General features: G+C 73.4%; 22 protein-coding genes and 1 pseudogene. 22 read left to right on the top strand and 1 reads right to left on the bottom strand.

The window, feature by feature from the left end:
* Position 1: 1 nt before the first annotated feature.
* The 22 genes and pseudogenes from carA to ribH all read left to right on the top strand — a co-directional run bounded on the left by carA (position 2) and on the right by ribH (position 26,470).
* Positions 2–1,156, top strand: coding sequence for a glutamine-hydrolyzing carbamoyl-phosphate synthase small subunit (gene carA / locus O7626_RS20250; RefSeq protein WP_278062727.1), 1,155 nt, complete (start codon positions 2–4; stop codon positions 1,154–1,156).
* Entirely contained in the window at positions 1,156–4,524 is a 3,369-nt protein-coding gene (carB, locus tag O7626_RS20245; RefSeq protein ID WP_278062726.1) for a carbamoyl-phosphate synthase large subunit, read from the top strand. The genes carA and carB overlap by 1 nt, the downstream gene beginning before the upstream one ends.
* Positions 4,521–5,585: a quinone-dependent dihydroorotate dehydrogenase gene (locus O7626_RS20240; protein ID WP_278062725.1), complete on the top strand. Its 1,065-nt coding sequence runs from the start codon at positions 4,521–4,523 to the stop codon at positions 5,583–5,585. Before carB ends, O7626_RS20240 begins: the two co-directional genes overlap by 4 nt.
* A complete protein-coding gene (locus O7626_RS20235; protein WP_278062724.1) occupies positions 5,582–6,901 on the top strand; it encodes an adenosylmethionine--8-amino-7-oxononanoate transaminase in 1,320 nt (439 codons plus the stop codon). Before O7626_RS20240 ends, O7626_RS20235 begins: the two co-directional genes overlap by 4 nt.
* Before the next feature lie 102 nt (positions 6,902–7,003).
* The gene (pyrF, locus tag O7626_RS20230; RefSeq protein ID WP_278062723.1) at positions 7,004–7,846 is read left to right on the top strand and encodes an orotidine-5'-phosphate decarboxylase; all 843 of its coding nucleotides are present in this window, start codon (positions 7,004–7,006) and stop codon (positions 7,844–7,846) included.
* A 171-nt stretch (positions 7,847–8,017) separates the two neighbouring features.
* Complete coding sequence (gene mihF, locus O7626_RS20225; protein WP_101366727.1) at positions 8,018–8,335, top strand: integration host factor, actinobacterial type; 318 nt, start codon at positions 8,018–8,020, stop codon at positions 8,333–8,335.
* A gap of 26 nt (positions 8,336–8,361) precedes the next feature.
* Entirely contained in the window at positions 8,362–8,874 is a 513-nt protein-coding gene (locus O7626_RS20220; RefSeq protein ID WP_278062722.1) for a guanylate kinase, read from the top strand.
* A 160-nt stretch (positions 8,875–9,034) separates the two neighbouring features.
* On the top strand, positions 9,035–9,298 hold the full coding sequence (rpoZ, locus tag O7626_RS20215; protein ID WP_101366725.1) for a DNA-directed RNA polymerase subunit omega: 264 nt from the start codon (positions 9,035–9,037) through the stop codon (positions 9,296–9,298).
* A 20-nt stretch (positions 9,299–9,318) separates the two neighbouring features.
* Positions 9,319–10,524, top strand: coding sequence for a bifunctional phosphopantothenoylcysteine decarboxylase/phosphopantothenate--cysteine ligase CoaBC (coaBC, locus tag O7626_RS20210; RefSeq protein WP_278062721.1), 1,206 nt, complete (start codon positions 9,319–9,321; stop codon positions 10,522–10,524).
* Positions 10,525–10,614: 90 nt separating this feature from the next.
* Entirely contained in the window at positions 10,615–11,808 is a 1,194-nt protein-coding gene (metK, locus tag O7626_RS20205) for a methionine adenosyltransferase (RefSeq protein ID WP_278062720.1), read from the top strand.
* Between the two features lie 38 nt (positions 11,809–11,846).
* The gene (locus O7626_RS20200) at positions 11,847–13,970 is read left to right on the top strand and encodes a primosomal protein N' (protein WP_278062719.1); all 2,124 of its coding nucleotides are present in this window, start codon (positions 11,847–11,849) and stop codon (positions 13,968–13,970) included.
* A gap of 238 nt (positions 13,971–14,208) precedes the next feature.
* On the top strand, positions 14,209–15,195 hold the full coding sequence (locus O7626_RS20195) for an AAA family ATPase (RefSeq protein WP_278062718.1): 987 nt from the start codon (positions 14,209–14,211) through the stop codon (positions 15,193–15,195).
* Between the two features lie 203 nt (positions 15,196–15,398).
* Positions 15,399–15,926 (top strand): annotated as a pseudogene (def, locus tag O7626_RS20190) (peptide deformylase); the annotation flags it as partial.
* A 100-nt stretch (positions 15,927–16,026) separates the two neighbouring features.
* On the top strand, positions 16,027–16,953 hold the full coding sequence (fmt, locus tag O7626_RS20185; RefSeq protein ID WP_278062717.1) for a methionyl-tRNA formyltransferase: 927 nt from the start codon (positions 16,027–16,029) through the stop codon (positions 16,951–16,953).
* Positions 16,950–18,551, top strand: coding sequence for a transcription antitermination factor NusB (locus O7626_RS20180; protein ID WP_278062716.1), 1,602 nt, complete (start codon positions 16,950–16,952; stop codon positions 18,549–18,551). The genes fmt and O7626_RS20180 overlap by 4 nt, the downstream gene beginning before the upstream one ends.
* Positions 18,552–18,745: 194 nt before the next feature.
* Complete coding sequence (locus O7626_RS20175) at positions 18,746–20,860, top strand: xanthine dehydrogenase family protein molybdopterin-binding subunit (protein WP_278066222.1); 2,115 nt, start codon at positions 18,746–18,748, stop codon at positions 20,858–20,860.
* A gap of 38 nt (positions 20,861–20,898) precedes the next feature.
* Positions 20,899–21,579 (top strand): ribulose-phosphate 3-epimerase, encoded by a 681-nt coding sequence (gene rpe, locus O7626_RS20170; RefSeq protein WP_278062715.1) that lies wholly within the window; start codon positions 20,899–20,901, stop codon positions 21,577–21,579.
* A gap of 22 nt (positions 21,580–21,601) precedes the next feature.
* Positions 21,602–22,609, top strand: coding sequence for a response regulator (locus O7626_RS20165; protein ID WP_278062714.1), 1,008 nt, complete (start codon positions 21,602–21,604; stop codon positions 22,607–22,609).
* Positions 22,610–23,029: 420 nt separating this feature from the next.
* Positions 23,030–24,091: a bifunctional diaminohydroxyphosphoribosylaminopyrimidine deaminase/5-amino-6-(5-phosphoribosylamino)uracil reductase RibD gene (gene ribD, locus O7626_RS20160; protein WP_278062713.1), complete on the top strand. Its 1,062-nt coding sequence runs from the start codon at positions 23,030–23,032 to the stop codon at positions 24,089–24,091.
* A gap of 2 nt (positions 24,092–24,093) precedes the next feature.
* Positions 24,094–24,723 (top strand): riboflavin synthase, encoded by a 630-nt coding sequence (locus tag O7626_RS20155; protein ID WP_278062712.1) that lies wholly within the window; start codon positions 24,094–24,096, stop codon positions 24,721–24,723.
* Complete coding sequence (locus tag O7626_RS20150; RefSeq protein WP_278062711.1) at positions 24,720–25,988, top strand: bifunctional 3,4-dihydroxy-2-butanone-4-phosphate synthase/GTP cyclohydrolase II; 1,269 nt, start codon at positions 24,720–24,722, stop codon at positions 25,986–25,988. Before O7626_RS20155 ends, O7626_RS20150 begins: the two co-directional genes overlap by 4 nt.
* 2 nt (positions 25,989–25,990) lie before the next feature.
* Positions 25,991–26,470: a 6,7-dimethyl-8-ribityllumazine synthase gene (gene ribH, locus O7626_RS20145; RefSeq protein ID WP_278066221.1), complete on the top strand. Its 480-nt coding sequence runs from the start codon at positions 25,991–25,993 to the stop codon at positions 26,468–26,470.
* 91 nt (positions 26,471–26,561) lie between these two features.
* Here ribH and O7626_RS20140 read toward each other — a convergent pair whose 3' ends face one another.
* Positions 26,562–26,975, bottom strand: a complete 414-nt coding sequence (locus O7626_RS20140; RefSeq protein ID WP_278062710.1) for a hypothetical protein — start codon at positions 26,973–26,975, stop codon at positions 26,562–26,564.
* Between the last annotated feature and the right edge of the window lie 9 nt (positions 26,976–26,984).

The raw sequence follows: 26,984 nt of genomic DNA, 5'->3' as shown, positions 1-26,984 counted from the left end.
GGTGGGCAACCGCAGACGACCCGCGATCCTGGTCCTGGAGGACGGTCGGAGCTTCCGCGGCGAGGCGTACGGCAGCGTGGGGGAGACCTTCGGCGAGGCGGTCTTCAACACCGGGATGACCGGCTACCAGGAGACGCTCACCGACCCGTCGTACCACCGTCAGGTGGTGGTGCAGACCGCGCCACACATCGGCAACACCGGGGTCAACGACGAGGACGACGAGTCGGGCCGGATCTGGGTGGCCGGCTACGTCGTCCGGGACCCGGCCCGGCTCGGCTCGAACTGGCGGGCCACCGGCGCGTTGGAGGACCGGCTCGCCACCGAGGGTGTGGTCGGGATCGCCGGGGTGGACACCCGGGCGCTCACCCGGCACCTGCGGGAGCGCGGCGCGATGCGGGTCGGCATCTCCAGCCGGACCGAGGACCCGGCGGAGCTGCTGGTCCGGGTGCGCCAGGCACCGAAGATGACCGGCGCCGACCTCTCCGCCGAGGTGACCACCGCCCGGCCGTACGTCGTGCGGGCCGAGGGGGAGCACCGGTTCACGGTCGCCGCGCTCGACCTGGGGATCAAGCGGAACGTGCCGCGCCGGCTCGCCGCGCGCGGGGTCACCACGCACGTGCTGCCGGCCACCTCCAGCATCGAGGACCTGCTGGCCACCGGCGCCGACGCGGTCTTCTTCTCGCCCGGGCCGGGCGACCCGGCCACCGCCGGGCATCCGGCCGGGCTGGCCCGCGAGGTGATGCGCCGGCAGATCCCGCTGTTCGGGATCTGCTTCGGCAGCCAGATCCTCGGCCGGGCGCTCGGCTTCGGCACCTACAAGCTGGGGTACGGCCACCGGGGCATCAACCAGCCGGTGCTGGACCAGGCCACCGGCAAGGTCGAGGTGACCAGCCACAACCACGGTTTCGCGGTCGACGCGCCGCTGAACAAGGTGATCGACACCGACTTCGGCGGGGTCGAGGTGAGCCATGTCTGCCTGAACGACAACGTGGTCGAGGGGCTGCGGGCGAAGGACGTGCCCGCGTTCACCGTGCAGTACCACCCGGAGGCGGCGGCCGGCCCGCACGACGCGGACTACCTCTTCGACCGCTTCGCGGAACTTGTGGAGCGAAAAGGCAAGAGCAGCGCGGAACTGATCGAGAAGAAGGGCTCCTGATGCCCAGGCGGACAGACCTCAAACACGTACTGGTGATCGGGTCGGGGCCGATCGTGATCGGCCAGGCCTGCGAGTTCGACTACTCCGGCACCCAGGCCTGCCGGGTGCTGCGCGCCGAGGGGCTGCGGGTCAGCCTGGTCAACTCCAACCCGGCGACCATCATGACCGACCCGGAGTTCGCCGACGCCACCTACGTCGAGCCGATCACCCCGGAATTCGTCGAGCTGGTCATCGCCAAGGAACGGCCGGACGCCCTGCTGCCCACCCTGGGCGGGCAGACCGCGCTGAACACCGCCGTGGCGCTGCACGAGTCCGGCGTGCTGGCCAAGTACGGCGTCGAACTGATCGGCGCCGACATCGACGCGATCCGGCGCGGCGAGGACCGGCAGCTGTTCAAGGAGATCGTCGCCAAGGCCGGCGGCGAGACCCCGCGCAGCCGGGTCTGCCACTCGATGGACGAGGTCCGGGCCACCGTCGCCGACCTCGGCCTGCCGGTGGTGATCCGGCCGTCGTTCACGATGGGCGGGCTCGGCTCCGGGATGGCGCACACCGACGAGGACCTGGAGCGGATCGCCGGGACGGGGCTCTCGGCCAGCCCGGTGCACGAGGTGCTCATCGAGGAGAGCGTGCTCGGCTGGAAGGAGTACGAACTCGAACTGATGCGCGACAAGCACGACAACGTCGTGGTGGTCTGCTCGATCGAGAACGTCGACCCGATGGGCGTGCACACCGGGGACAGCGTCACGGTCGCCCCGGCGATGACCCTCACCGACCGGGAGTACCAACGGCTGCGCGACCTCGGCATCGCGGTGCTCCGCGAGGTCGGGGTGGACACCGGCGGCTGCAACATACAGTTCGCGGTCGACCCGCGCGACGGCCGGCTGGTCGTGATCGAGATGAACCCCCGGGTCTCCCGGTCGTCGGCGCTGGCGTCCAAGGCGACCGGCTTCCCGATCGCCAAGATCGCCGCGAAGCTGGCTGTCGGTTACACGCTGGACGAGATCCCGAACGACATCACCCTGAAGACGCCGGCCGCTTTCGAGCCGACCCTCGACTACGTGGTGGTGAAGATCCCCCGGTTCGCCTTCGAGAAGTTCCCGGCCGCCGACCGGGAACTCACCACCACGATGAAGTCGGTCGGCGAGGCGATGAGCCTGGGCCGGAACTTCGCCGAGGCGCTGAACAAGGCGATGCGCTCGATGGAGACGAAGGAGGGCGGCTTCTGGACCGTGCCGGACCCGGAGGGCACGACCGTGGAGTCGACCCTGGCGGCGCTGCGGATGCCGCACGACGGGCGGCTCTACAGCGTCGAGCGGGCACTCCGGCTCGGCGCGTCGGTGGCGCAGGTCGCGGAGGCGTCCGGCGGGATGGATCCCTGGTTCCTGGACCAGATCGCCGGGCTGGTCGAGCTGCGCGCCGAGCTCGTCGCCGCCGCCGTACTCGACGAGGAGCTGCTGCGCCGGGCCAAGCGGGCCGGCATCTCCGACCGGCAGCTCGCCGCGCTCCGGCCGGAACTGGCCGCCGAGGACGGGGTACGGACGCTGCGGCACCGGCTCGGGGTACGCCCGGTCTACAAGACCGTGGACACCTGCGCCGCCGAGTTCGCCGCCGGTACGCCGTACCACTACAGCAGTTACGACGAAGAGACCGAGGTGACCGGGTCGGACCGGCCCAAGGTGCTGATCCTCGGCTCCGGGCCGAACCGGATCGGCCAGGGCATCGAGTTCGACTACTCCTGTGTGCACGCCGTACAGGCGCTGCGCAGCGCGCCGCTGGGCCCAGCCGCTGCGTCCGGTTCCGGCGCCGAAGGCGCCGGCTACGAGACGGTGATGGTCAACTGCAATCCGGAGACCGTCTCCACCGACTACGACACCGCCGACCGGCTCTATTTCGAGCCGCTCACCTTCGAGGACGTGCTGGAGGTCTGGCACGCCGAGGACAGCTCGGGCAGGGCGGCCGGCGGGCCGGGCGTGGTCGGGGTGATCGTCCAGCTCGGCGGGCAGACCCCGCTGGGCCTGGCGCAGCGGCTCAAGGACGCGGGCGTGCCGATCGTCGGCACCAGCCCGGAGTCGATCCACCTGGCCGAGGAGCGGGGCGCGTTCGGTGCGCTGCTGGACCGGGCCGGGCTGCGTTCACCGGCGCACGGCACCGCCACCTCCTTCGCCGAGGCACAGGGCATCGCCGCCGAGATCGGCTATCCGGTGCTGGTCCGGCCGTCGTACGTGCTCGGCGGGCGGGGCATGGAGATCGTCTACGACGACGAGACGCTGCGCGGGTACATCTCCCGGGCCACCGACATCTCGCCGGACCATCCGGTGCTGGTGGACCGCTTCCTCGACGACGCGATCGAGATCGACGTGGACGCGCTCTGCGACGCCGACGGCGAGGTCTTCGTCGGCGGGGTGATGGAGCACATCGAGGAGGCCGGCATCCACTCCGGCGACTCGTCCTGCGCACTGCCGCCGATCACGCTGGCCAGCTCGCACCTGGCGGCGGTACGCCACTACACCGTGCAGATCGCCCGGGGCATCGGGGTGCGCGGCCTGCTCAACGTGCAGTACGCCCTGAAGGACGACACCCTCTACGTACTGGAGGCGAACCCGCGGGCCTCGCGTACCGTGCCGTTCGTCTCCAAGGCGACGGCGGTGCCGCTGGCCAAGGCGGCGGCCCGGATCATGCTCGGCGCCACCATCGCCGAGCTGCGTGCCGAGCGGCTGCTCCCGCCCAGCGGGGACGGCACGACCACCCCGGCCGACGCGCCGGTGGCGGTGAAGGAGGCGGTGCTGCCGTTCAAGCGGTTCCGCACCCCGACCGGCAAGGGCATCGACTCGCTGCTCGGCCCGGAGATGAAGTCCACCGGCGAGGTGATGGGCATCGACACCGCCTTCGGGCACGCCTTCGCCAAGTCGCAGGCGGCGGCGTACGGCTCGCTGCCGGTCGAGGGCAAGGTCTTCGTCTCGGTGGCCAACCGGGACAAGCGCGGCATGATCTTCCCGGTCAAGCGCCTCGCCGACCTCGGCTTCGAGATCGTCGCCACCACCGGCACCGGTGAGGTGCTGCGCCGGCACGGCATCTCCTGCACGCTGATCCGCAAGCACTACGAGGAGGGTGCCGACTCGCCCGACGCGGTCTCGCTGATCGCGGCCGGCGAGGTGGACCTGGTGATCAACACGCCGCAGGGTTCCGGGGCGAGCGCGCGCTCCGACGGGTACGAGATCCGCAGCGCGGCGGTCGGCGCGGACATCCCGTGCATCACCACCGTGCCCGGCGCGGCGGCGGCGGTGATGGGGATCGAGGCGCTGATCCGGGGCGACATGGCGGTCCGGCCGCTCCAGGAGCTGCACGCGGCGCTGCGGGCCGGCGAGTGAGCGCGCCGACCACGACGGAGCCGGGCCGGAGCGCGGCGGGCGGGGGAGCGGTCTTCGACCGGATCGTCCGGCCGGCGCTGTTCCGGCTCGGCGGCGGCGATGCCGAGACCGCGCACGAGTGGACGTTGCGCCGGCTGGCCGGGTTGTCCCGCAGCCCGGCCGCGCTGGCGCTGCTGCGCGCCCGGTACGCCGTCGCCGCCCCACGCACCGTCTTCGGGGTCAGCTTCCCCAACCCGGTCGGGCTGGCCGCCGGGATGGACAAGGACGGCGCCGCGCTGCCGGCCTGGCCGGCACTGGGCTTCGGCTTCGTCGAGGTCGGCACGGTCACCGCGCGCCCGCAGCCGGGCAACCCCCGGCCGAGGCTGTTCCGGCTGCCGGCCAGCGCGGCGGTGATCAACCGGATGGGCTTCAACAACGCCGGGGCGGACGCGCTGGCCGCCCGGCTGGCCGCGCTGCGCCGGCCGCTGGGGGTGCCGCTCGGCATCTCGCTGGGCAAGTCCAAGGTCACCCCGCTGGACGACGCGGTCGCCGACTATCTGGACTCGTACCGGGCGCTGGCGCCGTACGGGGACTACTTCGCGGTGAACGTCTCCTCGCCGAACACCCCGGGACTGCGTAAGTTGCAGGACGCGGCGCACCTCGACGCGCTGCTGACCGCCCTGGTGGGGGAGAAGCCGGTACTCGTCAAGATCGCTCCGGACCTGACCGAGCCGGCCATCGCCGAACTGCTGGCGGTCTGCCTGGACCGGGGCGCGGCCGGGGTGATCGCCACCAACACCACGCTGGGCCGGGACGGGATCGCCGACTCCGACGCGCACCGGGCCGGCGAGTCGGGCGGGCTCTCCGGGCGGCCGCTCACCGCGCGTACCCGCGAGGTGGTCTCCTTCGTGCACCGCGAGACCGGCGGCGCGCTGCCGGTGGTCGGGGTGGGCGGCATCCTCGACCCGGCCGACGCGACCGCGCTGCTGGACGCCGGAGCCGACCTGGTGCAGCTCTACACCGGCTTCGTCTACGGCGGGCCGGGACTGGTCCGCGCGGTGGCCCGGGCGACCGGGCGATGAGCCCCGGGGAGCCCGCGACAGCGGGGCCGCAAGGTACGCCGACGACCCCGGCGCAGATCGTCGAGGCCGACCGGGCACACGTCTGGCACCCGTACGCCCCGATGCCGGCCCGCACCGACCCCTACGTCGTGGAGAGCGCCGAGGGCGTGCGGCTGCGCCTGGCCGACGGCCGGGAACTCGTCGACGGGATGTCGTCGTGGTGGGCGGCGATCCACGGCTACCGGCATCCGGTGCTGGACGCCGCCGTCACCGACCAGCTCGGCCGGATGAGCCACGTGATGTTCGGCGGGTTGACCCACGAGCCCGCCGTCCGGCTCGCCGACACCCTGGTCCGGCTCACCCCGCCCGGCCTGGAACACGTCTTCCTCTGCGACTCCGGCTCGGTCTCCGTCGAGGTGGCCGTCAAGATGGCCCTGCAGTACCAGCGGGGCCGGGGGCGACCGGAGCGGCACCGGCTGGCGACCTGGCGGGGCGGCTACCACGGGGACACGTTCCACCCGATGAGCGTCTGCGACCCCGAGGGCGGGATGCACTCGCTCTGGACCGGCGTACTGCCCCGGCAGGTCTTCGCCGGCCCGCCCCCGCCCGGCGTCGACTCCCCGGTCGACCCGGCGTACGCGTCCGCGCTCGCCGACGCGCTGCACCGGCACGCGGGCGAGCTGGCGGCGGTGGTCGTCGAGCCGGTGGTGCAGGGTGCCGGCGGGATGCGGTTCCACAACCCGGAGTACCTGCGGCTGCTCCGGGAGGTCTGCACGGCGCACGACATCGTGCTGATCTTCGATGAGATCGCCACCGGCTTCGGCCGGACCGGCGCGCTCTTCGCGGCGGAGCACGCTCGCGTCACCCCGGACGTGATGTGCCTGGGCAAGGCGCTCACCGGCGGCTACCTGAGCCTGGCCGCCACGCTCTGCACCCCGGCGGTCGCCGAGGGCATCTCCGCGACCGGGGTGTTGGCGCACGGTCCGACCTTCATGGGGAACCCGCTTTCCTGCGCCGTCGCAAACGCCTCCATCGGGCTGCTGGAGGCCGGAGACTGGGCGTCCGACGTCCGGAGGATCTCCGCCGCGCTCTCGGCCGGCCTGGCGCCGTTACGGGGCGCCGCCGGGGTGGCCGACGTCCGGGTGCTCGGCGCGATCGGGGTGGTGCAACTCGACCACGACGTGAAGCTGACCGAGGCGACCGAGGCGGCGGCGGCACACGGGGTCTGGCTGCGCCCGTTCCGGGACCTGGTCTACACGATGCCGCCGTACGTCACCGGCGACGCCGACCTGTCCCGGATCTGTACGGCGATCGGCGCCGCTGCCGCCGCCGGCTGACCGGTGCCGCTCGGCGACGCACCGGCGGCGGCCGGGTAACTGACAGATGGTCGCGGCGCCATGGCAGAGGGTCATGGCAGCCGCCGGAGAGGGGAGAGTCGGATGGAAGATTTCGGCAGTCGGTTGCACCGGGCGATGGCGGAGCGCGGACAGTTCTGTGTCGGCATCGACCCGCACCCCGCACTGCTCGCCCGATGGGGGTTGCCCGACGACGTCGACGGGTTGACCCGGTTCGGCGAGACGGTGGTCGAGGCGCTCGGCGACCGGGTCGCGGTCTTCAAGCCGCAGTCGGCGTTTTTCGAGCGGTTCGGCTCGCGCGGGGTCGGAGTTCTTGAGTCAATTATCCGACAGTTGCGGGGCGCGGGAGCGCTCGTTCTGCTTGACGTCAAGCGCGGCGACATCGGCTCGACGGTCGCCGCGTACGCCGACGCGTACCTCGATCCATCCAGCCCGATGTATGTCGACGCGATCACCGCGAGCCCCTTCCTCGGGGTCGGCTCGCTCGCCCCGATGTTCGAAACGGCACGCAAGTACGGCGGCGGCGTCTTCGTGCTGGCGCTCACCTCGAACCCCGAGGGCGCGAGCGTGCAGCGTGCCGTCGGCGCGGACGGGCGGACCGTCGCGCAAACGATCATCGAAGAGATTTCGCAGCTCAACAGGGGTGCGGAGCCGCTCGGCAGCTTCGGGCTGGTGGTCGGCGCCACTGTCGGCGAGACCGGACACGACCTCTCCGGAGTGGGCGGTCCGCTGCTCGCTCCGGGCCTCGGCGCGCAAGGTGCACGCCCCGACGACCTGCGTACGGTCTTCGGCGGCGAGCTCGCCAGGGTGCTCCCGTCGTACTCCCGGGAGGTGCTCGGAGCGGGCCCGGAGCCGGCCGCGCTGCGCGCCGCGGTGGACCGGACGCTTGCCGATTGTCGGGCCGCGCTGACCGCTGCCGGTCAGTGATCTTCCGATTACGCTGACATGATCATGGCGTGCCCACGTTGCCGAAAGCTCCGATGGCCGCTAGTTTTCCCGGCGCTGGGAACCACATACCCCTTTGGTTGCCAGGCACACCACGTTTCACAGATGCGACGGCGCGTCCCGCCCGTCGCGATAGGGACCTGAGGAGAACTGGTGCCGCTCCCCCAACTGAGCCCCGAACAGCGCGCAGCCGCGCTGGAGAAGGCCGCGGAGATCCGCAAGGCCCGGGCGAAGCTCAAGGAAGAGCTCAAGCAGGGCAAGACCAACCTCGCCGCCGTCCTCGACCGTGCGGAGTCGGACGACGTCGTCGGCAAGCTGAAGGTATCGGCCGTACTTCAGGCCATGCCGGGAATCGGCAAGATCCGAGCCACCCAGATCATGGAGAAGCTCAAGATCGCCGACAGCCGTCGCCTCCGTGGCCTCGGTGAGCAGCAGCGCAAGGCACTGCTTGGAGAATTCTCGGCGAACTAGCTCCACCCGCCGTGTAGAAACAAGCAGTGGGTACGCATGACGATGTCCGCCCAGCGGCTCGTCTCACGGTCCTTGCCGGTCCCTCCGGGGCCGGCAAGGACAGCGTGACGCAACTCGTCCGGGCCCGATTGCCACGGTTGTGGCTGTCGGTCCCGGTCACCACCCGCCCCGCTCGGCGCCACGAAATCGACGGGGTGCACTACCACTTCGTCGACCGGGCCGAATTCGGCCGGCTGCTCGACGGCGGAGAGCTGCTGGAGTGGTCGGACATTGGCGTCCACCGGTACGGCACACCCGCCGGGCCGGTGCGGCTCCGGTTGTCGACCGGCCGCCCGGTGCTGCTCCCCATCGACCTGCGCGGCGCCCGCCAGGTGCGGACGGCGCTGCCGTCGGCCCGGCTGGTCTACCTCGCCCCGACCCGGGCCGACGCCGACGCCGCCGGTCGGGAATTCGACGCCACGGTCGTCAACGACGTTGTCGGGCGGGCCGCTGACGAACTGGTAAGCTTGCTCGGTTCGTCCTTTCTGACGCCGACCTGAGACACGCCGACCCGGGCTTTCCCGCCAGGGGCCATGCCGACCCGCCCCGCCAGGGGCCATGCCGGCCCGGTCGGCGCGGATTCGAGTCGGGCACAGACCTGAGCCAACTCCGACCCGACCGCCACGCCCGGCGGTCGAGAGACACCGAGGTTTATCTCCCGTGGGATCCATCGCCAGTCCCGAAGGCATCACCAACCCGCCGATCGACGAGCTGCTCGAGAAGACCACCTCGAAGTACGCTCTGGTGATCTTCGCCGCCAAGCGTGCCCGCCAGGTGAACGCCTACTACAGCCAGCTCGGCGAGGGCCTGCTCGAGTACGTCGGCCCGCTGGTGGAGACCACTCCGCAGGAGAAGCCGCTCTCGATCGCGATGCGCGAGATCAACGCCGGTCTGCTCACCGCCGAGCCGACCGACCAGCCGTAGGGCCGCACCGGGCGTTCGCGATGACCGAGGTCCTGCTCGGGGTGGGCGGCGGGATCGCCGCCTACAAGGCCTGCGAGCTGCTCCGGCTCTTCACCGAGTCGGGGCACCGGGTCCGGGTGGTGCCGACCGCCTCCGCGCTGCGTTTCGTCGGTGCGCCGACCTGGGCGGCCCTGAGCGGCCAGCCGGTCGCCGACGACGTCTGGGCCGACGTGCACGAGGTGCCGCACGTCCGGCTCGGCCAGGCCGCCGACCTGGTGGTGGTCGCCCCGGCGACGGCGGACCTGCTGGCCAGGGCCGCGCACGGACTCGCCGACGACCTGCTCAGCAACACCCTGCTGACCGCCCGCTGCCCGGTGCTGCTCGCCCCGGCGATGCACACCGAGATGTGGGAGCACCCGGCCACGGCGGACAACGTGGCCACGCTGCGCGGCCGGGGCGTGCTGGTGATCGAGCCGGCGAGCGGCCGGCTGACCGGTGCCGACACCGGCAAGGGCCGGTTGCCGGACCCGGCCGAGATCTTCGCGGTGGCCCGCCGGGTGCTGGCCCGGGGCGTCGCCGAACCTCGCGACCTGGCCGGCCGGCGGGTGGTGGTCACCGCGGGCGGCACCCGCGAGCCGCTGGATCCGGTCCGGTTCCTCGGCAACCGCTCGTCGGGCAAGCAGGGCTACGCCTTCGCCCGCACGGCGGTGGCCCGGGGCGCCCGGGTGACTCTGGTCGCCGCGAACGTCGGGTTGCCGGACCCGGCCGGCGCGGAGGTGGTCCGGGTCTCGACCACCGAGGAGCTGCGCAAGGCCACCCTGGAGGCCGCCGAGACGGCCGACGCCGTGGTGATGGCGGCGGCACCGGCGGACTTCCGGCCGGCGACGTACGCCGCTCAGAAAATCAAGAAGTCGGACCGGGGCGGCACGCTCACCGTCGAGCTGGTGGCCAACCCCGACATCGCCGCCGAGCTGGGCGAGCGTCGGCGACCGGGGCAGGTGCTCGTCGCCTTCGCCGCCGAGACCAGCGACGCCGAGGCCAACGCCCGGGCCAAACTGGCCCGTAAGCGGGCCGATCTCATCGTGGTCAACGAGGTGGGGCCGGACAAGGTGTTCGGTGCCGACCACAACACGGCGGTCGTACTCGGCGCTGACGGTTCGACGACAGCGTTTCCGGAGCAATCCAAGGAAGATCTCGCCGACGGCGTCTGGGATCTGGTAGTAACGCGCTTAACCGGCCTGTCATGACCGGGCAGCATGCTCATCGGGCAGGGTCGGGGGACCGGGCGGCCGTGACTACACTGCCGCGTCAACTGAATTCGAGATCTTAGGAGCACCGTGGTACGTCGCTTGTTCACCTCGGAGTCGGTCACGGAAGGCCACCCCGACAAGATCGCTGACCAGATCAGCGACGGCATTCTCGACGCGCTGCTGGACCAGGATCCGCGGAGCCGGGTCGCGGTCGAAACTCTCATCACGACCGGCCAGGTGCACGTCGCGGGCGAGGTGACCACGAAGGCGTACGCCGACATCCCGGCGATCGTCCGCGAGACGATCCTCGGCATCGGGTACGACTCGTCGAAGAAGGGCTTCGACGGCGCTTCCTGCGGCGTCAGCGTGTCGATCGGCTCGCAGTCGCCGGACATCGCGCAGGGTGTGGACAGCGCGATCGAGCTCCGCTCCGGCTCCTCGGAGAGCGCGCTGGACGCCCAGGGCGCCGGCGACCAGGGCATGATGTTCGGCTTCGCCTGCTCGGAGACGCCCGAGCTGATGCCGCTGCCGATCGCCCTGGCGCACCGGCTGGCCCGCCGGCTCTCCGCCACCCGCAAGGACGGCACGATCCCCTACCTGCGGCCGGACGGCAAGACCCAGGTGACCATCGAGTACGACGGGCTGCGCCCCGTCCGGCTCGACACGGTGGTGGTCTCCAGCCAGCACGCCGCCGACATCTCGCTGGAGTCGCTGCTCACCCCGGACGTCCGCGAGCACGTCATCGCGCCGGAGCTGGAGGAGCTGGGTCTCGACATCGACGGCTACCGGCTGCTGGTCAACCCGACCGGCCGGTTCGAGATCGGCGGCCCGATGGGCGACGCCGGACTGACCGGACGCAAGATCATCGTCGACACCTACGGCGGGTACGCCCGGCACGGCGGCGGGGCGTTCTCCGGCAAGGACCCGTCCAAGGTCGACCGCTCGGCCGCGTACGCGACCCGCTGGGTGGCGAAGAACGTGGTCGCCGCCGGGCTGGCCGAGCGCTGCGAGGTCCAGGTGGCGTACGCGATCGGCAAGGCGCACCCGGTGAGCACCTTCATCGAGACCTTCGGCACCGAGAACGTGCCGGTGGACCGGATCGAGCACGCGGTCCGCGAGGTCTTCGACCTCCGGCCGGCGGCGATCATCCGGGACCTGCACCTGCTCCGCCCGATCTACCGGCAGACCGCCGCCTACGGCCACTTCGGCCGTGAGCTGCCCGACCTGACCTGGGAGAGCACGGACCGCGCCGCCGACCTCAAGTCGGCCGCGGGAGCCTGACGACCGGCAAGCGCAGCGACCGGCAGCCCGCACCCGGGTTGCCGGTCGCTCGCGTCTGCGTCGACGTGCCGCTGGCCCACCTGGACCGGCCCTTCGACTACCTGGTCCCGGCGGAGCTGTCCGAGCAGGCCCGGCCGGGCACCCGGGTCCGGGTCCGCTTCGCCGGCCAGTTGGTCGACGGCTGGCTGCTGGACCGGGCCGAACTCTCCGCACACGACGGCCGGCTGAACTACCTGGAACGGCTGGTCTCGCCCGAGCCGGTGCTGACCCCGGAGATCGCCCGGCTGGCCCGGGCGGTCGCCGACCGGTACGCCGGCAACCTCGCCGACGTGCTGCGGCTGGCCGTTCCGCCCCGGCACGCCCGGGTCGAACGCGAAACCGCCCCTCCCGCGCCGGCATCCGACGCCGCTGCCGTCGAGGACCCCGCTGCCGCCGGGCAGGCCGGCGCCGTCGACGAGGCGGGTGCGGTCGAGAACGCCGGTGCCGTCGTGGAGCCGGGTGCCGTCGAGCAGGCTGCTGCCGTCGAGCAGGCTGCCGGCGTCGAGGAGGCCGCTGCCGTTGTGCAGGCCGGTGCCGTCGAGGAGGTCCGGGCCGAGCCGGTCACGGTGCCGGCCGAGAAGGGCTGGCGGGACTATCCGGCCGGGCCGGGATTCCTGCGGGCGCTTACCGACGGGCGGGCACCCCGGGCGGTCTGGTCGGCGCTGCCCGGCGAGGACTGGCCGGCCCGGTTCGCCGAGGCGGCGGCGGCGACCGTACGCGGCGGCCGGGGAGTGGTGGCGGTGGTGGCCGACGCCCGGGACCTGGAACGCCTCGACGCCGCGCTCACCGCGCTGCTCGGCACCGGGCGGCACGTCGCGCTCTCCGCGGCACTCGGGCCGGCCCGCCGGTATCGGGCGTTCCTGGCCGCCACCCGGGGCCGGGTGCCGGTGGTCATCGGAACCCGGGCCGCGATGTTCGCCCCGGTCGCCGACCTCGGACTGGTGGCGGTCTGGGACGACGGGGACGACCTGCACGCCGAGCCCCGGGCGCCGTACCCGCACGCCCGGGAGGTGCTGCTCACCCGGGCGCGGCTCGGCGACGCGGCGGTACTGGTCGGCGGGTACGCCCGGACGGCCGAGTCGCGGCTGCTTGTCGAGACGGGCTGGGCGAAGGAGATCGTGCCGGACCGGTCGACGCTGCGCGCGCGTACCCCGAGGATCACGCCGACCGGCGACGACCCGCAGTTGGCCCGCGATCCCGCCGCCGCCTCGGCCCGGCTGCCGAGCCTGGCCTGGGACGCGGCCCGGGCGGCGCTGAAGGCCGACGCACCGGTACTCGTGCAGGTGCCCCGGCGCGGCTACCTGCCGTCGGTGGCCTGCGCACACTGCCGGGCGCCGGCCCGGTGCCCGCACTGCGCCGGCCCGCTCGCCCTGCGCTCGGCCAGCGCCGTCCCGGCCTGCCGCTGGTGCGCCCGGGTCGCCGCCGGGTACGCCTGCCCGCAGTGCGGCGGGCGGCGGCTGCGGGCGGCGGTGGTGGGTGCCCGGCGGACCGCCGAGGAACTCGGGCGGGCGTTCCCGGGCGTGCCGGTCCGCACCTCGGGCCGGGACGAGGTGCTGCGCGGCGTGCCCGGCGACGCGGGTCTGGTGATCGCGACGCCGGGCGCCGAGCCGGTGGCCGACGGCGGCTACGGCGCGGTGCTGCTGCTCGACTCCTGGGCGTTGCTGACCCGGGCCGACCTGCGGGCCGGGGAGGAGGCGCTGCGCCGATGGCTGGCGGCGGCGGCGCTGGCCCGGCCCGGCCCGGCCGGCGGTCGGGTGGTGGTGGTCGCGGACGGGTCGCTGGCGCCGGTGCAGGCGCTGCTGCGCTGGGACCCGGGCTGGTTCGCCGGCCGGGAGCTGGCCGAGCGGCGCGAGCTGGGCTTCCCGCCGGCGGCCCGGATGGCCAGCCTGACCGGGACGGCGGCGGCGGTGGCGGAACTGCTCGACGAGGCCCGGCTGCCGCCGGCGGCCGAGGTGCTCGGCCCGGTGCCGGCGCCGGACGGGCAGGAGCGGATGCTGGTCCGGGTGCCCCGGTCCCAGGCACCGGCGCTGGCGCTGGCCCTGCACGAGGCGGCCGGGGTCCGGACGGCCCGCAAGGCCGGGCAGCCGGTCCGGATCCAGGTCGACCCGCAGGACATCTTCTGAAACGGCGGACGGCTACCTCCGGAGACGACTGTCGAGTGTCGGAATCCGACACGGAGGGTGGTTTTGGCCATGACTCTCGGTGGGTATCGGAAGTCCGACGGACGCGGAGTCCGACCGGTGGGTGGGGATTCGGGTGATACCATCGCCCATCTGCTGCACGCAGGACGCGTGACGGAGAGTGACCGCGCCGGTTCGGCGTACCAAATATCGAAAACCTGCGATCAGGGGTGGGTAGGTCGTGACCGGTCGTCAGTCGATCGTCCTGAACGGTGACCTCGGCAGTGGCAAGAGCACCGTCTCCATCAAGCTCGCCAAGCGGCTCGACCTGCGCCGGGTGAGTGTGGGCGACCTCTATCGCGAGATGGCCCAGCAGCGGCAGATGACAGCGCTCCAGCTCAACCTGCACGCCGAGCTGGACCAGGCGGTCGACGGCTACGTCGACCAGCTCCAGCAGGACATCGCCGACTCCGGCGAGCAGTTGATCGTGGACAGCCGGCTCGCCTGGCACTTCTTCAAGGACGCCCTGAAGATTCACATGATAACCGAGCCGACCGAGGCGGCCCGCCGGGTGCTGGCCCGGCCCTCCGGCCCGGCCGAGAGCTACACCTCGATCGAGGAGGCCCGGGCCAAGCTCCAGGAGCGCAGCGAGAGCGAGCGCAACCGCTTCCTCGTCCGGTACGGCGTCGACAAGGCGAAGCTGCGCAACTACGACCTGATCTGCGACAGCACCAAAGCCTCGGCGGACGAGGTGGTGGAGCACGTCATCGCCGCCTACGAGGGCTCGTTCGGCCAGCAGATCCTGCGGGACACCCCGCCGTTGCTGCTGCTCGACCCGGCCAGGATCTACCCCAGCCAGGAGATCCAGGGGCTGCGCGGGCTCTGGGAGTCGGACTTCGTCGCTCAGGTCGGGCAGGCCGGCGAGGAGGCACTGGAGCCGCTGCGGATCGGCTACACCGGCGAGAAGTTCTTCGTGGTCGACGGGCACCGCCGGCTCAGCGCCGCGCTGCGCAACGGCTTCAAGCTGGTCCCGGGGCAACTCGTCGCCGAGTGCGACGAGCCGGTGGTCGGCGGGCTCAGCGCCATCGAGTACTTCCGGGCCGAGGTCGGACTGAGCGTGATCTACGACTGGGACGCCGCGCACGGTACGGCGCTGCCGCTGCCCGAGCACATCCTGGAGCGCACCGACGCCGTCGTACTGGCCGGCGAGCCGGGCACCCAGCCCTGACCAGCCCTCCCCGGTCGCAGTGCCCGTCGGGCCGGGTACTCCGGCCGGGCGGCACAGTACCGCGATCGTGACCCGGGCCACTGCCGGCCCGGGTGCCGTCCTGACCTCCGGTCCGGCCCGACCCGGCTCGCCCCTCGGTCGCCCGGCGCGCCCGTAGACTGGGTGCGGCACCACCGAACCCATCCGTGAAGGAGCCGTCCCGCGTGACCGTCCAGCCCATCCGCCTGTTCGGGGACCCGGTGCTGCGCACCCCGGCCGACCCCGTCGTCGACTTCGACGCCGAACTGCGCAAACTGGTCGCCGACCTGACCGACACGATGCGGGAGCAGAGCGGCGCCGGTCTCGCCGCGCCGCAGCTCGGGGTGGGCCTGCGGGTGTTCGCCTTCGACGTCGACGACGTGCTCGGGCACCTGGTCAACCCGGTGCTGGAGTTTCCCGACTCCGACGAACAGGACGGCCCGGAGGGCTGTCTCTCCATCCCCGGGCTCTACTTCGACACCAAGCGCCGGCTCAACGTCGTCGCCAAGGGCTTCAACGAGTACGGCGACCCGATGCAGATCGTCGGCACCGGACTGATGGCCCGGTGCGTGCAGCACGAGACCGACCACCTCGACGGGGTGCTCTTCCTGGACCGCCTCGACGCCGAGGGGCGCAAGGAGGCGATGAAGGCGATCCGCGCGGCGGACTGGTACGACACCGACGCCCCGCCGGTGGTCAAGGTCAGCCCGCACGACCCGCCGGCCAACCGGCGCCAGGGGTTCGCCGCCAAGCTGGGACTGGGCGGCTCGGAGCGTTCCGCCAGCCCGTTCGGTCTGGGTCGGTGACCGGCCGGTGCGCCTGATCTTCGCCGGTACGCCGGCCGTCGCCCTGCCCAGCCTGGACGCCATCGCCGCCTCCGGGCACGAACTGCTGGCCGTGGTGACCCGGCCGGACGCCCCGGCCGGGCGGGGCCGGGGACTGCTCCGGTCACCCGTCGGCGCCTGGGCCGACGAGCGGGGGATCGAGGTGCTCACCCCGGCCCGGCCCCGCGAGCCGGAGTTCCTCGACCGGCTGCGCGCGCTCGCCCCGGACTGCGTGCCGGTGGTCGCCTACGGCGCGCTGGTGCCGCCGGAGGCACTGGAGATCCCCACGTACGGTTGGGTCAACCTGCACTTCTCGCTGCTGCCCGCCTGGCGGGGCGCCGCCCCGGTGCAGCACGCGGTGCTGCACGGCGACCAGCTCACCGGCGCCAGCGTCTTCCAGCTGGAGGCCGGGCTGGACACCGGACCGGTCTTCGGCACCGTGACCGAGGAGATCCGTCCGACCGACACCTCCGGCGACCTGCTGGAGCGGCTCGCCCGCAGCGGCGCCGGGCTGCTGGTCGGCGTGCTGGACGCGATCGGGCAGGGCAGTGCGCGGGCGGTCCCGCAGCCTGCCGACGGGGTGACGCTGGCGCCGAAGCTGACCGTCACGGACGGCGAGGTGCGCTGGTCGGAGCCGTCCTTCGCGGTGGACCGGCGGATCCGGGCGGCCACTCCGGCACCCGGTGCCTGGACCACCTTCCGGGGTGACCGGGTCAAGCTCGGTCCGGTGCGGCCGGTCGGCAACGGGCCTGAACTCAAGCCCGGCGAGCTGCTGGTGGAGCGGGGCCGGGTGCTGGCCGGGACCGCCAGCACACCTGTGGAGTTGGGCGAGGTGCGGGCGGCCGGCAAGCGCGCCATGCCGGCGACCGACTGGGCCCGGGGCGTCCGGGTCGCGGCCGGGGAGCAGTTCGGATGAGCGACGTTACCGGACAGGTCGGCGGCACCCAACGGGCCGGTGCCGGCCGGGACCGCGACGACCGGGCACCGGGCGGTGCCGGGCACCGCCGTACCGACCGGGCCGGCACCGACCGGGGACCCGACGACCGGGGACGTCCCGAGCGGGGACGCGACGACCGGGGACGTCCCGAGTGGGGACGTGCCGGACGGGGCGGCGACCGGCGGGACCGCGACGGGCGGCCGGCCCGGACGGGGCGACCGGCGGCGGACCTGCCCCGGCAGGCGGCGTACGAGGCGATCGAGGCGGTGCACCGGGACGACGCGTACGCGAACCTGGTCCTGCCCGGCATCCTGCGCGACCGGCGGCTGCACGGCCGGGACGCCGCCTTCGCCACCGAACTGACCTACGGCACGCTGCGGGTCCGGGGCACCCTGGACGCGATCCTCACCGCCGCCGCCGGCCGGGAGGTGGCCCGGATCGACCCGCAGCCCCGGGACGCGCTGCGGCTCGGCGCCTACCAGATCCTCTACACCCGGGTCCCGCCGCACGCCGCCGTCTCGGCAACTGTCGACCTGGTCCGCTCGCTCGTCCCGGGGGCGTCCGGGTTCGCCAACGCCGTGCTGCGCGAGGTGGCCGGCAAGGACCTGGACACCTGGCTGACCGAGCTGGCTCCGCCGGCCGAGACCGATCCGGTCGGGAACCTGGCGCTCACCTACAGCCATCCGGAGTGGATCGTGCGCTCCTTCGCGGAGGCGCTCGGCGGCGACCTGGCCGAGACCACCCGGCTGCTGATCGAGGACAACCAGCGCCCGGCGGTGCACCTCTGCGTCCGGCCGGGCCGGGCCGACGCGGTCGAGGTCGCCGACGAGGTGGGCGGGGCGCCGGGCGCCTTCTCGCCGTACGCGGTCTACCTGCCCGGCGGTGCCCCCGGCGAGCTGGCGGCGCTGGCCGACGGCCGGGCGCACGTCCAGGACGAGGGTTCCCAGCTGGTGGCCGCCGCGCTCACCGCCGCCGAACTCGACGGCGACGACGAACGCTGGCTGGACCTCTGCGCCGGGCCGGGTGGCAAGGCCGGGCTGCTCGGCGCGCTGGCCGCGCAGCGGGGGGCCCGGCTGACCGCCGTCGAGGTGGCCGAGCACCGGGCCCGGCTGGTCTCCCAGGCCGTACGCGGGCTGCCGGTGACCGTGCTGACCGCCGACGGGCGTACCGTCGGGCGCGACCCGGACCTGCCGGCGGACTCCTTCGACCGGGTACTCGTCGACGCGCCCTGCACCGGTCTCGGCTCGCTGCGGCGTCGCCCGGAGTCCCGTTGGCGCCGCCAGCCGTCCGACCTGCCGGCGCTGACCCGGTTGCAGCGGGAGTTGCTCGGTGCGGCGCTGCGGGCGGTCCGTCCCGGCGGGGTGGTGGCGTACGTGACCTGCTCGCCGCACGTGGTGGAGACGCACGTCTCGGTGACCGAGGCGGCGCGGCGCTCCGGCGCGTCGGTCGACTTCGTCGACGCCCGGCCGCTGCTGCCGGCCGGAATGCCCGGTCTCGGCGACGGCCCGACCGTGCAGCTCTGGCCGCACCGGCACGGCACCGACGCGATGTTCCTGGCGGTACTGCGCCGGAACTGACCGCCCGCCCACGACCGGCGACGCGCACTACCCGCCCACGACCGGCGACGCGCACCGCCGCCCGCGATTGGCGCGGCGCGCCGCCCGCCCTCCGAACGGCGACGCGCCGTCCGCCCGACGAGGGGGCGGTGACGCTTCCGGCGAAAGCGGGTGGACGGGGGCGTCGGGTTACATACATTGCAGGTGTGGACGGGATGACCCTGCCGGTCCGAGTCATCGGCACTCCGCTGGACCGGTTCGACGGACCCGCGAAGGTCACCGGGACGGCCCGGTACGCCTTCGAGCACCCGGTCGACCGGCCGGCCTATCTGTTTCCGGTGCAGGCGACGGTAGCGGTGGGCCAGATCGTCGCCGTGCACGCCGAGGCGGCGCTGAGCGAGCCGGGTGTGCTGGCGGTGCTGACCCACGAGAACGCGGCCCGGATCGCCTCCTTCGACGATCCGGAGCTGGTCGTCCTGCAGACGCCCGAGGTGTCGTACCGGGGGCAGTTCGTCGCCGGGGTGGTGGCGGAGACCTCGGAGGTCGCGCGGTGCGCCGCCGACCTGGTGCAGCTGGACTACCGGCCCGGTCCGCACGACGTCGTACTCGACGCCGACCATCCGGACCGGTACCCCCCGGAGGCGATGAACGGCGGGTTCGCCACCGACAGCGTGCACGGTGACCCGGAGGCGGCGCTGGCCGGCGCGGCGGTACGCCTGGACGCCACCTACAGCACCCCCTGGTACCAGCACGCCCAGCTGGAACCGCACGCCACCATCGCGCAGTGCGTCGACGACCGGCTCACCCTGCACGTGGGCACCCAGGGCGTGCACCGGCTGCGCCAGTCGCTGGCCACCCTCTTCGGGCTCGACGAGGAGCAGATCCGGGTGATCTCGCCACACGTCGGCGGCGCCTTCGGCGGCAAGCTGCACACCCATCCGGACGTGGTGCTGGCGATCCTGGCCGCGTTCGCCGTGCCCGGCCGTCCGGTGAAGCTGGCGCTCACCCGGCAGCAGATGTTCTCCCAGGTCGGCTACCGCACCCCGTCGATCCAGCGGATCCGGCTCGGCGCCGGGCCGGACGGCAGGCTGGTCGCGGTCAGCCACGCGGTGGTGCAGCAGACCGCCCGGCACAAGGAGTTCGCCGAGCAGACCGCCACGCCGACCCGGGTGATGTACGCGGCGGAGCACCGCAGCACCACGCACCGGATGGTCCGGCTCGACGTGCCGGTGCCGACGATCATGCGCGCTCCGGGCAAGGCCACCGGGATGTACGCGCTGGAGTCGGCGATGGACGAGATGGCGATCGCCTGCGGGCAGGATCCGGTCGAGTTCCGGATCGCCAACGAGCCGCCCCGCGATCCGGAGCTGGACCGGCCGTTCTCCACCCGCAACCTGGTCGCCTGCCTGCGCGAAGGGGCCCGCCGGTTCGGTTGGGCCGGCCGGGACCCGACGCCCGGGGTGCGGCGGGCGGCCGGCGGCTGGCTGGTCGGCACCGGGGTGGCCGCCTCGATGTACCCGGTCTACCAACTGCCCGGCTCGGCGGCGACGATCCGGCTGGAGCCGGACGGCCGGTACGTCGTCCTGATCGGTGCCGCCGACCTCGGCACCGGCACCTGGACCTCGCTGAGCCAGATCGCCGCCGACGCCCTCGGGGTACCCGTCGACCGGGTGGAGCTGCGGATCGGCGACACGGACCTGCCGCCGGCGATGGCGGCCGGCGGCTCGTCCGGGATGACCTCGTGGGGCAGCGCGGTGGTCGAGGCGGCCCGCCGGCTGCGCGCCCGGGTGGCCGCCGAGCACGCCGACCCGCCGATGCACCCGATCGAGGCGAGCGCCGACATGCCGGAGAACCCGGAGCGGGAGCGCTTTTCGATGTACGCGTTCGGCGCGCAGTTCGCCGAGGTCCGGGTGCACGAGGCGACCGGCGAGGTACGCGCGCCCCGGCTGCTCGGCGTCTTCGCCGCCGGCCGGATCATCAACCCGAAGACCGGCCGGTCGCAGCTGCTCGGCGGGATGACGATGGGGCTGTCGATGGCGCTGCACGAGCGGTGCGTGCTCGACCCCCGGTTCGGTCACGTGGTCAACCACGACCTCGCCGAGTACCACATCGCCACCAACGCCGACGTCGGCTGCGTGGAGGTGCACACGCTCGCCGAGGAGGACCCGTACGTCAACCCGATGGGTTCCAAGGGCATCGGCGAGCTGGGCATCGTGGGTACGGCGGCGGCGATCGCCAACGCCGTGTACCACGCCACCGGGGTACGGGTGCGCGACCTGCCGATCACGCCGGACCGGTTCTTCGCCGACGGTGCCATGATCCGAGGGTGAGCGGAGCCGGAGGTGGCCGGCGTTCGTACACTGGCGCGGTGACCGTACCAGCGCCGATCGTCGCGCCCAGCATCCTCGCCGCAGACTTCGCCCGGCTCGCCGACGAGGTGCGGGTGGTGGAGTCCACGGCGGACTGGCTGCACGTGGACGTGATGGACAACCATTTCGTGCCCAACCTGACCATCGGGCTGCCGGTGGTGCAGAGCCTGCTGGCGGTGACCGCGCTGCCGTTCGACGTACACCTGATGATCGACGATCCGCGGCGGTGGGCGCCGAGTTACGCCGACGCCGGTGCGTACAACGTGACGTTCCATGCCGAGGCGTGCGACAACCCGGTCTCGCTGGCCAAGGACCTCCGCTCGGCGGGGGCGAAGGCGGGGCTGGCGGTCGACCGGGACACTCCGATCGAACCGTACCTTGACCTGTTGCCCAGCTTCGATACATTGCTGATCATGACTATCAAGGCGGGCTTCGGGGGGCAGCGGTTCATCCCCGAACTGCTCGACAAGGTCCGGACCGCCCGCCGGCACGTCGCCGCCGGCCACCTCGAACTGCGGATCGAGGTCGACGGCGGGATCGCGGCCGACACCATCGAGCAGGCGGCGGCGGCCGGCGCGGACGCCTTCGTCGCCGGCACCGCCGTCTACGGCGCCGCCGACCCGGCCGCCGCCGTGACCCAGCTGCGGCGGCTCGCCGAGCGCGCCGTGCCGTCGGCGTGACCGTGCGGAGCGGAGGGCGGGGATGACCGTCGACGGGGTCGCGGAGGAGCGGCCCGACCTGATCCTGGTCGTCGACGACGACGAGGACATCGTCCGGTTCGTCTCGTTCAACCTGCGGCTGCACGGCTTCGAGGTGGCCCAGGCCAGCGACGGCCAGGAGGCGCTGGAGGTGATCGAGCAGCGCCGGCCCGACCTGGCCGTGGTCGACCTGCGGATGCCCCGGATCGACGGGCTGGAGCTGACCCGCCGGCTGCGGGCCAACCCGATGACCTCGGCACTGCCGGTGATCATGTTGACCGCCAAGGGCCTGACCGTGGACAAGGTGCACGGGCTCACCGCCGGGGCCGACGACTATCTGGTCAAGCCCTTCGACACCGCCGAACTCGTCGCCCGGATCAGCTCCACGCTGCGCCGCAACAAGGAGTTCCGCGAGGTCTCCCCGCTGACCGGCCTGCCCGGCAACACCCGGGTCCGCCGGGAGATCGGCGACCGGGTACGCAGCGGCGTCGACTACGCGGTCGGCTACATCGACATCGACCGGTTCAAGAGCGTGAACGACCGGTACGGCTTCGTGCGCGGCGACGAGTTCATCAGCGCGCTCGCCCGCAGCCTGCACCGGGCGGTGGTCTCGGTCGGGCTGCCACCGGCCTTCCTCGGGCACATCGGCGGCGACGACTTCGTGATCGTCTGCGCTCCCGAACAGGTCCGCCCGCTCACCGAACGGGCCGTCGTCGACTTCGAGAAGACCGCCGACGAACTCTACGACCCGGAGGACGCCAAGCGCGGCTACGTCGAGCTGAAGGACCGGCGCGGCAACATCCAGCGGGCCCACCTGGTGACCCTCTCCATCGGGGTCTCGCTGTCGGTGCCGGATCGCCGGTTCACCGACCCGCTGGAGGTGATCGCGGCCGCCTCCGAGATGAAGACGGTGGCCAAGAGCCAGCCTGGGTCGTACGTGGCGATGGACCGCCGGCGTACCCCGGGCGCACCGGCGGCCGACGCGGGGGAGCGGCGGCGCGGCGCGAAGTGACAGCGGTCACGCCGCTGTGAGGTCGGTCGCCCCACTGGCCCGACGGCGCCGGATTCGTGTAAGACTCGTTCTGTACCCACCACGCGCTGGCGGGACTCGGTGTAATTCCGAACCGGCGGTGATCCGGGCGCAAGCCCGGTAAGCCCGCGACCCGGTCGGCCTCGGCCGCCCGGTGGACCTGGTGAGAATCCGGGGCCGACGGTTGGGGGCGGGCAGTTTCCGCACCCAGACAGTCCGGATGGGAGACAGCGCGCGGGACGGACGGGTCCGCTGGCCGGTGCGTGTGCGCCGACCCGTGGTCCGCCGGGGTCGGCCGTTGCCGTCCCCACGCTCCGCCGCCGCACGCCCGGCCACCGGCCGGCACCCCTCCCACACCCCGCCCGCGCGTAACCGACGACGGGCGAGGAAGAGGGAAACGGCATGGGGGGCGTCTCCGCCGACGAGGCGATGCGCCGGGCCATCGCACTGGCGGCCCGCGGTCTGGGCACGACCAGCCCGAACCCCCTGGTCGGCTGCGTCCTGCTCGACCCGCACGGCAAGGTCGTCGGCGAGGGCTTCCACGCCTACGCGGGCGGTCCGCACGCCGAGATCGTCGCGCTGGCCCAGGCCGGCGAGCGGGCCCGGGGCGGCACCGCCGTGGTCACCCTGGAACCCTGCGACCACCAGGGGCGTACCGGGCCGTGCAGCGGGGCGCTGATCTCGGCCGGGGTCCGCCGGGTGGTGATCGGGGTGCCCGATCCGAACCCGGTCGCCACCGGCGGGATCGAGCGGCTGCGCGCCGCCGGGGTCGAGGTCGAGGTCGGGGTACGCGCCGCCGAGGCGGAGACCGGCAACCTGGCCTGGCTGACCGCGGTACGCCGCAACCGGCCGTACCTGATCTGGAAGTACGCGGCGACCCTGGACGGCCGGATCGCGGCGGCGGACGGCACCAGCATGTGGATCACCTCCGAGGCGGCCCGGATCGACGTGCACGCGCTGCGCGGCACCGTCGACGCGGTGATCGTCGGGGTCGGCACGGCACTCGCCGACGACCCGCGACTGACCGTGCGGAACCTGCGCGACGGCACCCTCGCCATCCGCCAGCCACTGCGGGTGGTGGTGGACAGCGCCGGACGTACCCCGCCCGACGCCCGGGTCCGGGACGGCGCCGCGCCCACCTGGGTGGCGACCGCCAGGGAGGTCGGCACCGGCCCGGACGGGCAGGTCGACCTGCCCCGGCTGCTCGCCGAGCTCTACCGGCGCGGCGTCCGGGCGGCGCTGCTGGAGGGCGGCCCGACCCTGGCCGGCGCGTTCCTCGCCGCCGGCCTGGTCGACAAGGTGGTCGGCTACCTGGCCCCGAAGCTGCTCGGCGCCGGCCCGGCCGCGCTCGGCGACGCCGGTGCGCGTTCCATCTCCGAGGTCGTCGACCTGGAGTTCACCGACATCACACCGGTCGGCCCCGATCTGCGGGTCACCGCGTTTCCCCGGAAGACGGAGGGCTGAGGATGTTCACCGGCATCGTGGAAGAGCTGGGCGAGCTGGTCCGGCGGGACGACACGGGGGCCGACTCGGCGCTGGTCGCGATCCGCGGCCCGGTCGTCACCTCGGACGCCCGGCACGGCGACTCGATCTCCGTCAACGGCGTCTGCCTGACCGTGGTCGAGGTCGACGGCGACTCCTTCACCGCCGACGTGATGGGCGAGACGTTCCGGCGTACCGCGCTGGGGGCGTTGCGCACCGGTGACCCGGTCAACCTGGAGCGGGCCGCCACGCTGGGCAGCCGGCTCGGCGGTCACCTGGTGCAGGGGCACGTGGACGGGGTCGCCGGGATCGTCTCGCGACAGCCGGCCGAGCAGTGGGAGACGGTCACCTTCGACCTCCCCGCCGACCTCGCCCGATATGTGGTGGAGAAGGGCTCGATCACCGTCGACGGGGTGTCGCTGACCGTGGCCGGGCTGACCCCGCAGACCTTCTCGGTCGGGCTGATCCCGACCACGCTGGCCGCCACCACGCTGGGCCGCAAGGGTGTCGGCGAGCCGGTCAACCTGGAGGTTGACGTCCTCGCCAAGTACGTCGAACGACTGCTGACGACCGGCGGACGGCTGCCGGTCGACGGACTGGAGGCAGTGGCATGACCGAATTCGGCACCATCGAGGCGGCGCTGGCGGAGATCGCGGCGGGCCGGCCGGTCGTCGTGGTCGACGACGAGGACCGGGAGAACGAGGGCGACCTGATCTTCGCCGCCGACCGGGCCACCCCGGAACTCGTCGCGTTCATGGTCCGCTACACCTCCGGCTACATCTGCGCGCCGCTGACCGAGGAGGACTGCGACCGCCTCGAACTGCCGCCGATGTACCACACCAACCAGGACAAGCGGGGTACGGCGTACACGGTGACCGTGGACGCGCGGGAGGGGGTCAGCACCGGCATCTCCGCTGCCGACCGGGCGCACACCATCCGGCTGCTCGCCGACCCGGCCACCGACGCCACCGAGCTGAGCCGGCCGGGGCACGTGGTGCCGCTGCGGGCCAAGGCCGGCGGGGTACTGCGCCGTCCCGGGCACACCGAGGCGGCCGTCGACCTCGCCCGGCTCGCCGGATCCCGCCCGGCCGGGGTGCTCTGCGAACTGGTCAACGACGACGGCACCATGATGCGCCTGCCCGACCTGGCGAAGTTCGCCGCCGAGCACGGCCTCACGCTGATCACCATCGCCGACCTGATCGCCTACCGGCGGCGTACCGAGACCGACGTCGAGCAGGTCGTGCAGACCCGGCTGCCGCTCGGGTACGGGGAGTTCCGGGCGGTCGGCTACCGGGCCCGGCTGGACGGCACCGAGCACATCGCACTCGTCTACGGCGATCTCGGCGACGGCCGGGACGTGCTGGTACGCGTGCACTCCGAGTGCCTGACCGGGGACGTCTTCGGCTCGCTGCGCTGCGACTGCGGCCCCCAGCTCGACGCCGCGCTGGCCCGGGTCGCCGCCGAGGGGCGGGGCGTGGTCCTCTACATGCGCGGCCACGAGGGGCGCGGGATCGGACTGCTGCACAAGCTCCAGGCGTACCAGTTGCAGGACCGCGGCCTGGACACCGTCGACGCCAACCTGGACCTCGGGTTGCCGGCCGACGCCCGCGACTACGGCACCGGCGCGCAGATCCTCTACGACCTCGGGGTCCGTTCGATGCGGCTGCTCACCAACAACCCGGCCAAGCGGGCCGGCCTGGAGGGCTACGGCCTGACCGTGGTCGGCCGGGAGGCGATGCCGGTCCGGGCCACCGAGGAGAACGTGCGCTACCTGCGCACCAAGCGGGACCGGATGGGGCACCTGCTGGACGGGCTGGAGGCCCCGGCCGACGCCGGGGAGCTGGCGGAACTCGCGAAGATGACGGAAAGGTTGGCGTGAGGATGGCGGGCTTCGGCGAGCCGGAACTGTCGACCGTGGACGCGTCCGGGCTGACCGTGGGGGTGGTGGCCGCGCGCTGGCACGGCGAACTCACCGACCACATGGTCGACCGGGCGGTCACGGCGGCGAAGGCGTGCGGGGTGGACGACGTACTCGTGGTCCGGGTGGCCGGCTCGGTGGAACTGCCGGTGGTGGCCCAGGCACTGGCCCGGCGCTGCGACGCCGTGGTGGCGCTCGGCGTGGTGATCAGGGGTGCCACCGCGCACTTCGACTACGTCTGCCAGTCGGTGACCGAGGGGCTGACCCGGGTGGCGCTGGACAGCGGGCGGCCGGTGGCGCACGGTGTGCTGACGGTGAACGACCTCGGGCAGGCCCGGGACCGGGCCGGGCTGCCCGGCTCGGCCGAGGACAAGGGCTGGGCGGCCACCACCGCCGCCCTGGAGGCGGCAGTGGCGATCCGGGACATCGCCGCCCGGCCGTAACCGACCGGTCGGTCGGTCCCCGGCGGTGGCGGGCCGGTTGGTCGGTGGCGGGCTGGTCGGTCGGTCTCCCCGCTTGTGGCGGGCCGGTCGGTCAGTCTCCCCGACCGCACGCGACGCCGTCCCGGTTCCGGTCCAGCCCGTGCCGGTCCCGGGCCCTGACGACCCGCAGCGGCGGATAGTCCCGGGCCGACAACCAGCGGCAGCGGTCCCGGACCCCTGGCGGGAACCGCCAGGGCACACAGATTTCGGCGTCCTCGCCGTATCCGTGGTCGCAGCCGTCGAACCCCTCCGCGACGACCGGCGGCGCGGTCGGGGACGGCAGCGCCGGGCGCGGCTTGCGGCGCGGCTGCCGGGCGAAGGGGTGGATCCGGGGCGGCGGTGCGGCGGGGGACACCTCGACACCGCCGCCGGGCCGGATCGTCGCGGGTCCGGCGGCGGTGCTCCCGGTCCGCCAGCCGACCAGCAGCGCCGCGACGGCCAGCCCGGCCAGGGCGGCGGCCGTCATCCGACTCCT

This window comes from Micromonospora sp. WMMD1102 (assembly GCF_029626265.1).
Lineage (GTDB): Bacteria > Actinomycetota > Actinomycetes > Mycobacteriales > Micromonosporaceae > Plantactinospora.
This window is presented reverse-complemented; position numbering and strand designations above follow the sequence as displayed.